Source organism: Victivallis sp. Marseille-Q1083, from assembly GCF_903645315.1.
GTDB lineage: Bacteria > Verrucomicrobiota > Lentisphaeria > Victivallales > Victivallaceae > UMGS1518.
This window is the reverse complement of record NZ_CAHJXL010000001.1, coordinates 3,522,247-3,533,754: the sequence shown is the minus strand read 5'-3', so window position 1 is coordinate 3,533,754 and position 11,508 is coordinate 3,522,247. Positions and strand designations below refer to the sequence as shown.

Annotated in this window: 8 protein-coding genes; 3 read left to right on the top strand and 5 right to left on the bottom strand. The window is 58.5% G+C overall.

The window, feature by feature from the left end; all coding sequences use genetic code 11:
• Positions 1–2: 2 nt before the first annotated feature.
• Both HWX74_RS14600 and HWX74_RS14595 read right to left on the bottom strand, forming a co-directional pair.
• A complete protein-coding gene (locus HWX74_RS14600; protein WP_176014234.1) occupies positions 3–1,106 on the bottom strand; it encodes an efflux RND transporter periplasmic adaptor subunit in 1,104 nt (367 codons plus the stop codon).
• Positions 1,106–1,576, bottom strand: a complete 471-nt coding sequence (locus tag HWX74_RS14595; protein ID WP_176014233.1) for a MarR family winged helix-turn-helix transcriptional regulator — start codon at positions 1,574–1,576, stop codon at positions 1,106–1,108. Before HWX74_RS14595 ends, HWX74_RS14600 begins: the two co-directional genes overlap by 1 nt.
• Before the next feature lie 170 nt (positions 1,577–1,746).
• Here HWX74_RS14595 and HWX74_RS14590 point away from each other — a divergent pair, with 170 nt between their 5' ends.
• Positions 1,747–2,259, top strand: coding sequence for an AAA family ATPase (locus HWX74_RS14590; protein ID WP_176014232.1), 513 nt, complete (start codon positions 1,747–1,749; stop codon positions 2,257–2,259).
• 43 nt (positions 2,260–2,302) lie between these two features.
• On the opposite strand, the gene HWX74_RS14585 is transcribed toward HWX74_RS14590, so the two are convergent.
• The 3 genes from HWX74_RS14585 to HWX74_RS14575 all read right to left on the bottom strand — a co-directional run bounded on the left by HWX74_RS14585 (position 2,303) and on the right by HWX74_RS14575 (position 8,953).
• Positions 2,303–6,955: a beta-galactosidase gene (locus HWX74_RS14585; protein ID WP_176014231.1), complete on the bottom strand. Its 4,653-nt coding sequence runs from the start codon at positions 6,953–6,955 to the stop codon at positions 2,303–2,305.
• A gap of 114 nt (positions 6,956–7,069) precedes the next feature.
• Positions 7,070–7,753: a type II secretion system protein gene (locus tag HWX74_RS14580; RefSeq protein ID WP_176014230.1), complete on the bottom strand. Its 684-nt coding sequence runs from the start codon at positions 7,751–7,753 to the stop codon at positions 7,070–7,072.
• A gap of 63 nt (positions 7,754–7,816) precedes the next feature.
• On the bottom strand, positions 7,817–8,953 hold the full coding sequence (locus HWX74_RS14575; protein ID WP_176014229.1) for a GntR family transcriptional regulator: 1,137 nt from the start codon (positions 8,951–8,953) through the stop codon (positions 7,817–7,819).
• Between the two features lie 379 nt (positions 8,954–9,332).
• Here HWX74_RS14575 and HWX74_RS14570 point away from each other — a divergent pair, with 379 nt between their 5' ends.
• Both HWX74_RS14570 and HWX74_RS14565 read left to right on the top strand, forming a co-directional pair.
• Positions 9,333–10,043, top strand: a complete 711-nt coding sequence (locus HWX74_RS14570) for a type II secretion system protein (RefSeq protein WP_176014228.1) — start codon at positions 9,333–9,335, stop codon at positions 10,041–10,043.
• A gap of 355 nt (positions 10,044–10,398) precedes the next feature.
• Complete coding sequence (locus HWX74_RS14565) at positions 10,399–11,463, top strand: substrate-binding domain-containing protein (RefSeq protein ID WP_176014227.1); 1,065 nt, start codon at positions 10,399–10,401, stop codon at positions 11,461–11,463.
• Positions 11,464–11,508 lie beyond the last annotated feature (45 nt).

The window sequence follows — 11,508 nt, the reverse complement described above, 5'->3', positions numbered from 1 at the left end:
ATTTACCGCTCCGCGCTCACCGGTTCAATCTCCTTGCCGGGCACCGCTTTGTGCGTCCCTTTGACGACGATCGTTTCGCCGACCTCCAGTCCGGAAGCGACCAATTGCAGTTCATCGGTGGCGTTTTCCGGCACAATATAACGTTTTTCCACTTTGTTGGCGGCATCCACCACGTAAACATAAGTACCCTGATTGTCATGCATGACCGCCGACAGCGGCACCGCCGGAACCGTGCGCCCCTGTTTCTTCGATAACGTCACGCCGACTGTACTGCCGACGATCAATTTGTAATCACTGTTCGGGAAATTGGCATAGACCTGAATCGCGTCGGTCTTGCGGTTGGCCTCGTTGTTCAACAGTTCGATGCCTCCTTCGTCCGGATAGGAACTGCCGTCGGCCAGTCTGATCCGGACACTGCCGTTCTCCTTCAATACTTTCAGGGAACCGAACATCGACAGAAAATCGGCCGTACTGATCGAAAAGCAGACCCGGATCGGCTGCACCCGGATGATTGAAACCATCTTCCCGGAGGATGGCGTGATATAATTGCCGGCAGTGAAATTGGTGACGCCGACGACGCCCTCCATCGGCGCGACGATCGTCGTATTCTTCAAATTGTCCCTGGCGGTGATCAGTTCCGCTTCCGCTGCCAGCAGCGAAGCGCGGTAGGCTTCCAGCGAGGACTTGGTATTCTCCATGACATCCCGGCTCGTCGCCCGTTTCTCATACAGCAGATTGTTGCGGTCAAAATTGTTCTGGGCATATTCCAGATGGGCTTTGCACTCGGCGACTTTCGCTTCGGCGCTTTTGACCGCCGCTTCGTATTGCACCGGATCGAGCCGGTAGAGCATCTGCCCCTGTTTGACATAGGAACCGTCCTGGAAACCGACTTCCAGAATTTCACCGGAAACCCGCGGCACAATCTGCACCACCGCCGGCGATACGATCTGGCCGGTATAACGGCGGCTTTCGGTATCCTCGACTTCCGTCACCTTGCCGGTTTCCACCACCGCTTTGGCCGGAGCCGCACCGGGCCCGTCGGCCGCCCGAATGCTCAGAGATCCCAGGACGACCAAACACAAACCGGCAATCAACTTCTGCTTCATCAATTTTTTTCTCCATTTTGTTTTGCGTCTTCCAGCGCATGGCTCATCGCGCCGAGCACTTCATAAAAAACCTGCAATTTCTCCTCCGGAACGGAACGCAACAGCTTCCGGAACAACGCCGTGAACGACGCATCGATCTGCGCCTGCAACCGCCGCCCCTCCCGGGAGAGCGAAATGCAGACGCTCCGGCGGTCACTGGAGTCCCGGCAGCGTTCCACTTTGCCGCTTTTCACCAGCGTGTCGACAATCTGCGAAACCCCGCCGGAAGTGATGCCCAATTCCCGGGCGATGTCCTTGACCTTGACGGAACCGGACAAGGTTCCAATCAAATATCCCATCACCCGCATCTGGGTCATTGTCGCCCGGGCCGGCGGCGAAAACGGCGTAGTCCGGCCATGATACAACCGGATGTCCTCCACGGTCCGAAACAATTGCTTCCAAACTTTTTCCTCCTCAACTGCCGTCGACATAGTTCCATCCCCCTTAATATTCAGATTCCATATTATTTAGATACTAAACATATTATGCACTAATCATTTTGTCAAGCGAAATTTTGGAAAAATGATCGGATGGTATGAAAGATCCGGCATTGACAAGCCGGAAACCGGCAATATTGTAACCGGACAGCGAAGGAAATTACATGCAGAGAATTCTGATCATCGGCTGCTGCGGCGCCGGCAAAAGCGTTTTGGCAAGGCGGCTGGGCAAACGGCTCCGGCTGCCGGTCCATCACCTCGACCGGCTTTGGTGGCAACCGGGCTGGCAGGAAAAAGCCCGGGAACAATTCGACGCCGAACTGGCCGACCTGCTCCGGCAGGACCGCTGGATCATCGACGGGAATTACCAGCGAACGCTGGCGGAACGGCTGCAATACGCCGATACGGTGATCCTGCTGCAGTATTCCCGGCGGCGCTGTTTCTGGCAAACCTTCAAACGCCGGTGGCAATACCGCCGCCGCAACCGTGAGGATCTGGCCGCAGGCTGTCCGGAACGGCTGAATCGGGAATTCCTGCGTTACATCTGGACCTATAACCGGGCAATGCTGCCGCGCGTGCTGGCCGTATTGCGGGAACGGAACGAATCGACGACACTGGTCGTTTTAAAAACGCCGCGGGAAACCGAACGCTTTCTCGCTTCGCTTCCGGCATTTTAAGCTTCGGCGGCCCGGTTTTCTTTCGCCGGGCCGCCGGTTCGCCTCACCATCGAACGGTCTTTTCGACCGTGGTGTTGTCCAGCAGATTGATCACTTTGAAAACCCACTCTCCCGGCATCGGCTCCAACCCGGGATCAACGGCAACTTCAGTCCGCGGTTTTCCGGCGTGGTTGCCGGTCGCCGGCGGATAGAGCATCCCGTCCGGACGGAAGACTTCCAGGCGGAACAGCCCGGCGATGCCCGGATTTTCCACCACCGCAGTCATCTCCCGTCCCCGTTTCGCCACCGACAGCGAATAAGGCCGGGTCGGTTCCGGCAGCAGCGCCAGCAGCCGGACGTCACAGCCGTCCAGCGCCGTTTCATAGCAGTCGGCGGTGCCGACCAGCCGCCGCTGCAGCAGATCGTAAATGCAGTATGGCCGATCGAATCGCAGCACCGCGTCATCGCGTTCCTCTTTGCCGACCGCCGCCCGGGTCAGCCCGACATAACAGTTGCCGTCCAGTGTATAACGGGCCGCCTCCGCATTCGGCGGCAGCAGAATCGTCCAATCGTCCCGCGCGCCGGCCAGCTCCAGCGCAGTCCGGAAAACGGCGGTCACCGGATCGGCCAATGCCGTATTCGCCCGGCCCCGCCCGTAGCGATTGGGCAGCAGATTCAGCAGCAGGTGACCGGCATTGCCGATCATGATCCGCCGGTCGGCGGCCAGCAAAGGCCGGCCGCCGGTCAGCTTGAGCTGCGAATCGCCGAGTTCCGCCTCCAGAGTCCGGCCGTTCCACACCGGACATTCCGCCGGGTCGGCCGGACTGCGGAGCCGCGCTTCCACGCCGAAAAGCTTTCGGAACGGATTTTCCGGCCGCGGATTGCCGTTGTCGTAACAAACGCCGGGCAGCACGTCGGCGATCAATTTGCCGCCGGAAGCGACATAGCGTTCAATCGCTTCGAGGTCGGCATCGCTCATCGCCTGGGCCAGCGGCAGGATCAGATAAGGGGTGCGTTCCGGGTCCAGTTCCGGCAATTCTCCCGGCCCGATCACCAGCGGCCCCGGCCAGCCGAGATTGGCCAGCAGGCCGGTCCAGCCGCCGAAATTGCGCTGATAACAGCGCCGGTTGTCGATCACCCGTTCGTCGGTCGCGTCGCAGAGCAGCATCGACGGGATGGAGAAATAGAGGGCGAACGGCGACGGCATCCGGTTGGCCGGCTCGGTGATCACATCGAGGCCGGACTGTTTAAGCTCGGCGATCATCTCCTTGAGCTGCCGGCCGTAATCATTCACCTTCAGGTCGCCGTGCCGCAGCAGATAGCCGTTGGCCCAGTTGCCGTTGGCCCGCAGTCCGTTGAGGATCTGCCGGTAGTTGTTTTCACGGATTTCCGGCACTGCCGCATTGTAGCCGGTCCAACTGCCGAGACCGCTGCCCGGCCGGGCAAAGCTGCGCAGCACGTCATCCAATCCGGAATGTTCGTAGACGATCGCCCGGTCCAGATACGGCAGCACCTCATGCCAGTCGAAGCCGACATTCAAATCGGTCATCGCCATGCCGGACACTCCGAGCCGGCCGGCCGGGTCGGCCGCTTTCATCGCTTCATATTCGGTCTTCACCGCGCCGGTCAGCGCCGTGAACATAAAGGTCCGGTGTTCGATCCAGGAGGCGTACTGCCGCTGCTGCTGCGCTTCCGCCAGTTTGAGCGGTTTTACCTGCTCCCAGGCGGTAAAATCAGTCTGCCAGGCGGCATTCAACTCCGCCAGCGAAGCATAGCGCGTCCGCAGCCAGGTCCGAAATGCCGCCAGACACCGGGGCGAATGGCAATAGTCATGAAAAATATCCCACATGAAAAGCGAATTTTCATCGCCGATGAAATAGGCGTTGGGCTGGTAGTCGGCAATATTGGCCACCACTGCGTTAACCGTACGGCCGAGTTCAGCCAAATATTCCGGGTCGCGCAGACAGGGCGTGCGAATGCCGTCGGAATTCGGCTTACTATTCGCCGTCCACCCCATCAGCCGGGAAATGCCGATCGGAATATAGTTGATATTGCTGCGCAAAGCCGACTCCGCCGCAATCCGCTGCTGACCGAAATCAGTCAATTGCCCATCGTAGCCGATCACTTCATCGAAGCCCATTTCCACCAGGTACCGATGATATTCATCGGCGAAATAGTTCGAACAGGAACCCCAGCAGGTGAAAGTCAGCCCGTTCCGCGGCGGCAGTTGCGTGGTCCAAGTCGCTTCGGTTCGATCCAGCAGCCGGCCATCCCGGGTCAACTCGAGTTCGACCGTGCTCAACGTCGTTTCCGGCCGTACCGCCGGTTCGATCGAAAAAGTCAATTCCGGCGGCAGTTCGGTAAAATTCCGCCGCGCCAGAAGCCGATCGTAACGGTCTTTCATCACCAGCGACAACCCGGCGCCGTCGACTGCGCCCCGGAAGCGGATCGTGCCGGTCACCGCTTCGCCGGGCTCGAACGATTTCTTCGCCAGGGTGAATTTCTCAATCGCGCCGGCCGCCGGCCGGTTCTGAACAACCGTGAACCAATCGGCGGTGTGATCGTCGATTTTCAGAAAAGCGTTGTAGAAATAGTCGCCGTCCAAAGTCATCTGGGTCGTCGGCAGCGGCAGAACCAGTTGGCCGGCGCCTTGCGGCAGCACCGCTTCCGATTCAGTTCGGTCGACGACTTCACCATATTTGTTCCTAACTTCCAGAACCACCGATCCCGCCGCCGGCGCCGCCGCCGCAACCGCCAGCGTCAGGCGGTCCGGGTCGGCCGTCATACCGGTAATTTCAGCCGCAGGCCGGCGCCGTGCCGCCAGGCGGATTGCCCGCAGCAGTTGCGAAAAATGATAATCATAATAATTGAACCGGCAGCCAGCCGCAAAATCCGGGCCGGGAACCAGGCCGTAACTCTCGACCTGCCAAACCAGGTCATTCTGGTTGAGCCGATAGTTGACGGCAATCACCCGGCCCTGGCCGCAGTCGTAAACTTTCAACGGCGGAGCGGCCGGATCGGCATCGGTTCGGATTGCCGGCAGCATTTCATAAGGCACTGCGCGGTTCAAGTTCTCGGTCGCTTCCGGATTGTAATGTAATTCCAGTCCCAGCGATTCAATGCCGCCGGGCGGATCGACATAAATCAGGCCGGTCCCTTCGGCAACCTGCGCCGCAATCCGCTCCCGGACCTCTTCCGGCAGTATTTCCCAGCGGATCGTCGACGCGATGACGATGACCTCATGCGCCCGGTCGACCATCCGGCGGGCGTAGTCCACCGGATCCGGCGCAATCCAACTGCGGTTGTCGCTGATGTCGAATGCCAATTGATGCGGATAGCCCACTTCGACCAGATCGAAATCAAAATTGCCGCGCACCGTCAGTTCGGCGCTGTCGCGATGGCTCCAGGCGACGGCGAACAGCAGCAGGCTGGTCTTTTCAGCGGTATCGGCCGCCCAGCAAATGATGTCTTGCGGAAAATCGGTGAACAGCTCCGCATGATTCGGCGCATACGTGAACAGGGTGTTCTTTTCAGCCGCCGGCGGCGGCCGGTGGGCGGTCTCGAAACTTTTGACCAAAGTGGCGATCTTTCGTCCTTCGGCGTTCAGCAGTTCCAGCGAAACGACCGGCGATTCATCCGGCAGCGGCAAATCCAGTTCGGCGGCAGCCAGGGCATTCAGCGTCACCGGCCGTTCCGCTTCGCCGCAACGGGCCGTCACCGTGCCGTAATCGCGGTCGCTGCGCAGTACGGCGCGGAGCCGGCCTGCCTCCCGGGTCAGATACCCGGCGATGTGATTGTCGGCGGCATTCACCGCTTCACAGCCGTCCAGCGGCATCACGCTGTATGAAGTGCGAAAGATATAATCGAACAGCGAGTCCTCCCGTTCCGGCCGGGCCTGCGCCAGCGCTTTGCCCTCCGACAACGGACGGATTTTCAAATCCCCGGTCAAAAATTCCAGCGTCCCCTGCAGCATCGGATTGTCGGGCAACCATTGATAGAAACTGCCCAAATCCGGATAACCGGTTTCCAGTAAAATGCCGTTGCCGGCGTCGTTCAGCGCCGCCACCCAGCCGGCCGCCGCATGGTTGACCGTGATATTGCCGTCGGTTTCCGGCCAGCGGACCGGTTCCAGCGAAGCCCGGCCGCCGGCCAAATCAGGCCAGGACGACTGTTCCGCCAGCGGATAATAATAACGCATGGCGCCGGTTCCTTCCGGAAATGGCGCGGTGATAAACCAGAGGTTGCCGATGAAATCCCCGGTGCCCGGATTGTCGACCGCGTAATCGACCGTCAGGCTGGCAATGCCGTCCCGCAGCGTGTATGTCTTGACGAAATGCAGCGGCGAATCGCTATTTTCCAGCGTCACGAAACTGCGGCCGTTTTCCCCGCCGGCGGCAACCACTTTCCATTTCACCCAGGCGGTACGATCGACGAGAACACCGCCGGATCGCAGCCGTTCCTGTCCAAGTCCGCTGCCGCCCGGCGCCAGATCCGCCGGCCGCGGCGAAACCAGATTGACCCCGCCGGTACGGCGGAACTCTTCCACCCGGCCGCCGCAAGACGGATTGATCACCACGGTCAGACAATCGTTGGACAATCGGTAAAGCCGTTGTCCATCCTGTTCCAGCTCGGCAACCGCCGCACCGGCGGTTCCGTTCCAGCCGAACCAGAGGCCGGCCAGCAAAAGCAAGTATCCCCACTGTTTTCTGTTCATCATAAGCATGCGCATACCTGTATCATTGTTCAGAGCAAGTCCGTCAAAACGGCTGGAATGGTACGGCCGGAGCAGGCCGTACCTCCCGCGCTGATTTTATTTCCGTTTTCGAATCACTCACCAGCCTTCATCGCCGAACCGGAAATCCCGCCAGAATTCCTCGTCGGTGACGGTGTAAATCCGCGCGCTGCCGACATGGCCGTCGACATAGGTCATGTTGCTGGCGCCGCTGCCGTGCGGCCCGATGAATTTATCTTTCCATTCATTGTTGAACAGCGGCCAGCCATTCGCATTGAAGGCGTCGACCAGAGCGACAAAATTGGACGGCAGCCGGCAGGAGGAGAGTTTTTTCACCGGCGTATCCCAGACCGCCCCGCCGGCCATATCGACCAGTCCGATCGAGATATTGTAAAAATAGCCGGTGTGTTTATAATCGAAGCCGTCCTCCTGAAAGCCATTGTCGGAACCGGCCGGGCAGAAATAAATGTCCGGAGCCTTCCAATCCGCCGGCAGCGGCGACGGCAGTTCCGCGGTAAAATACGGTGCGACCGACACACTCCAGTAAGCCCACCAACAGCCGGGATAGTACTTCGGCGTGATGATCCCCGCCGGCGGCATGAAGTCGTCATAATCGTTGGCATACAGATGGAACGTCAAGCCGAATTGCTTGAGATTGCTGGTGCATTTGATCTGTTGTGCCTTCGCCTTGGCCTTGGACAAAGCCGGCAGCAGCATGCTGGCAAGTATTGCTATTATAGCAATTACAACCAACAGCTCAATTAATGTGAATTTCTTTCTCATCGCCTGCCTCCCTTTTTTTGGTGTTGTATTTTTACGGTTCGACGGAAAAACGACTGGAACAATTCAAACCACCTTCGCCGCCGGCAGCTCCTCCCGGCCGGCCCCGGTCGAGCCCCCCTCGATCACCCGGGAGGACAGCAGCGTCACGCCGGGCGCCCAAGGCTGATTGCCTCTGGCGCATTCGACCAGCTTCCGGACGACGGTTTCGCCGATCTGGAAATACGGTTCGGCCACCCGGGTCGCCTGCGGACAAACCGGCCCCGGCCCCATGTACAGGAAGTTGACATCCCGGCCGGGCAGCAGGCCGGCCCGGGCCGCCGCCCGGTACATCAGCTCAAGTTCATCGGAATTGAAGAAAATCAAATCGGGACATCCGCGGCGGAGCCGATCGGCTATCTGGCGGACGGCTTCCGCCGGCGCTTCGGCGGTTTCGAATTGAAACTCCTCGTCCGGTTCGACGCCGAACCCGGCCGCCCGCTGATGAATCAGTTCGAGCCGATGCAGCAGGAAGTGCTGTTCCTCTTCCGGATGATAAAGCGTAATCGAACCGTAACGGCGGAAATTCCGCTGCCGCATGAATCGCAGCAACACCTCGGCATTGTCCGCCACCGTGAAGCCGACAATGTGCTCATGACCGAAGCGGTGCGGCAACTCCGCCCAGCCGACATCGAACACGTACGGCACCACGGTATGCGCCAGAGCCCGCAGCCGCTGGCGCTGGTTTCCGTAAAACAGCACCGCATCGTAGCCATCGAGCCGCCGCAGTTGCCCGTTGAGCTCAAACTCGTCGGCAGCTTCCTGAAAATATTCCAGATGGACATTGACGTTGTGGCGGGAACCGAAGCCGAGGATGCCGCGGTAGATTTCCGAATTGGCATGCCAGTCGGAAAGCGGCAGCAGATCCGGCGAAATGGCCAGCTCCGGAAAGGCGATCAGCAACTGCAGCGGCTTGGTCGCCACCGACTCGGAACTGCTGACATAAACGCCTTTGGCCGGCACCCGGATGATCAGGCGGTCTTTCTCCAGCAATTCCAGCGCCTGGTTGACCACCATGCTGCTGACCTTGAATTCCTGGATGAGCACTCGAATGCTGTCGAGTTTGCGGCCGGCAGCGTAACGCCCTGAAGCAATCCGCTGCAGCAGAATCCGGTAGAGCTGCCGCGACAGCGGCGTCGCGATATTTTTCTCGAGTGTTTCCATGTCCCCCACGCCTGATTTACACTGTTGTAACACAGTTATAATTATATCAAAAAAAATCAAGAAAGTCAATACCCCCGGCGAGAAAAATCCGAAATTTCCCGAAAATTTCCCGAAAATTTCCCAATTGGCGGGTTCACCGGGAATCGCCGTTTTTTCGCTTCCTTCAAAAATTGCCCATTGCAATTGCCGTTCCGAATCGGATAAAATGTATCCGAAACGGCGATTTGCCGGTCCAGTCAATCAAATTTCGCTGTAAAAATCGACTTTTCCATCCAAGGGACTTGACTTTTGAATTCAAATTTGCTAAAATATCTTTTGAGAGGATGAATGTCGGATAAAAAGTTTTTCAAATTTCCGAGAAAACCAACAAGGAGATGAAATGGAAAAGAAGGGTTTCACATTGATTGAACTGCTGGTGGTGATCGCCATCATCGCCATCCTTGCCAGCATGCTGCTGCCGGCGCTGGGCAAAGCGAAGGCCGCCGCCCAATCGATCAAATGCGTCAGCAACCTCAAGCAAATCGGCGTCGGCACTGCACTGTATGTCGACGAAAACGACGACACGATGTGTCCGGCCTATATGGCGGACGCGGTTTTCGACAATTACACCCAAAAGGGCAACTCCTATTATCCGGCCTTGCTGAGCAATTTCTGCCCGCGCGACATCTGGCTGTGCCCGAGCGCGTCCGGCCAGGAGGGCGGCTTGAACCCGCCTTTCGCCGATCCGCAGAATGACAGCCAGAAAAACTGGATCATCAATTACGGAATGAACCAATGCGGTTCGACCGCCAACGCCAGCACGAAACGTTTCGACAAGGGAATCAAAATCACTTCGATCCCCAATCCGACCGGGACGATCATGTTCTCCTGCGACGCCAACTACTGGAGCGGTCCCTATGCCATCGGCGATTTCACCAGCCTGCTCGATTATCAGGTGCCGATTCCGGCCGTGCTGGACGGTACCGACAGTTGGACCGAAGGCACCCGGATTGCCTATATCCACAACCTCAAATGCAACCACCTCTGGGTTGACGGCCACGTTTCCAACCAGAAGATCACCAAATACCGCGACTGGTCGACCACCGACTGATCCGGCGAACCGGAACACCGTACACTGACTCCTCCGGCCGAAATCCGGCCGGAGGAGTCGTTTTTTTACGCCCCCCGCTTTTCCGGCATTTCCCGATCGCAGGCCACCGGACGCGACGGTCCCGGCGGTTCGGCGTTCCCTCCTCCGCAGCCGTATCTCTCTCTTCCTCCGAATGGCACCACCCCGGCGGCGGCTTATTCTCCTCAAAAATAAAAGCTGGCAAATAAAAATAAAAGTTATTGACATTTTTTGAAAAATTATCTATAATAAATAGAAACAGAATAAAAGCTCAATCATCACCCTTATAAAAATGACAACCATCGTTCAAACGGCCAAAAACAAACGCGGAGACGCCATGCGGCGCGACCTGGTCCGTAAAATCCAGGCCGGCATCCTGCCGCCGGGCGGCCGGCTCGCCAACGCCCGCAGCCTGGCCGCGTCTTACGGCATTTCCCAGGCGACCGTGCAGGCGACGCTGGCCAAACTGGTCGAAAGCGGCCATCTGGTCCGCCAGAACGGCATCGGCACTTTCGTCGCCCAGCGGGAATTCTGGCAGGCCATCGACATGGTGGGCTATATGGTACATGCGACTTACAACCCTTATCACCTGTCGATGCTCGCCGCCATCTCCCGCCAGGCCAAGGCGATCGGCGCCAACCTGCTGGTCGGCGAAGGCGAAAAAGCCGAAGAATTCATCCGCGAATTGAAAGCGGCCCGCTGCCGCTACCTGATCCGGCCGCCGTTCTGGGCCAGCCGGGAACGGCAGATCTGGCAGCAACTGCAGCAACAGCAGATCAATACGGTCATCATCAATGATTTCTGGCTGAACGGCGGCCCGCTGAATTGCGTCAATTCCGACATCGAAGCGGGCGTCGCCCGGATGGTCGAGCATTTGATCGGACTCGGACACCGCTACATCATGCTGCTCGATGAAAATGGCGCGATGAGTCCGCAGATCATCGCCGCCTTCATCCGAACCATGGAATACAACGGTCTGGCGGTCACCCGGCCGCTGCTGCGCACCGATCTGGAAAACAACATTTTCTTCTCGCCGGAACTGCTCCAGGACATCTACGACACCTGTACCGCCGTTCTGGTCACGCACGACTATTACGCGCTGCAACTGGCCGGCGCTTTCACCAAAGCCAATTACCAAATCGGCCGGGATATCAGTATCGCCGGCATTGACGCGACGACCGAAATCATCAGTTCGATCGAACATCCCGTCGATGCCATCGCCAGAGAAGCGTTCAAGCTGCTCGCCGCCGGCGAAAAAAATCGCAAAATCACGATTCCGCCGCTTTGCCACTTCCGGGAGACGACGGCGCCGCCGACGCGGGAGATCCAGCCGCAACAGGCGATTTACGGCGGCGGCCGGTTCCATGCCGAACTTCCGGCCAGATCCAGCATTCAACGTTGAATTCTATAAATCCCAGAGAAAACCTCAACCACTCAACCCCAAGGA

Coding starts and splice junctions, on each gene's coding strand:
- HWX74_RS14590 (WP_176014232.1), top strand. CDS start 1,747: ATGCAGAGAATTCTGATCATCGGCTGCTGCGGCGCCGGCAAAAGCGTT.
- HWX74_RS14585 (WP_176014231.1), bottom strand. CDS start 6,955: ATGATGAACAGAAAACAGTGGGGATACTTGCTTTTGCTGGCCGGCCTC.
- HWX74_RS14600 (WP_176014234.1), bottom strand. CDS start 1,106: ATGAAGCAGAAGTTGATTGCCGGTTTGTGTTTGGTCGTCCTGGGATCT.
- HWX74_RS14565 (WP_176014227.1), top strand. CDS start 10,399: ATGCGGCGCGACCTGGTCCGTAAAATCCAGGCCGGCATCCTGCCGCCG.
- HWX74_RS14570 (WP_176014228.1), top strand. CDS start 9,333: ATGGAAAAGAAGGGTTTCACATTGATTGAACTGCTGGTGGTGATCGCC.
- HWX74_RS14575 (WP_176014229.1), bottom strand. CDS start 8,953: ATGGAAACACTCGAGAAAAATATCGCGACGCCGCTGTCGCGGCAGCTC.
- HWX74_RS14580 (WP_176014230.1), bottom strand. CDS start 7,753: ATGAGAAAGAAATTCACATTAATTGAGCTGTTGGTTGTAATTGCTATA.
- HWX74_RS14595 (WP_176014233.1), bottom strand. CDS start 1,576: ATGTCGACGGCAGTTGAGGAGGAAAAAGTTTGGAAGCAATTGTTTCGG.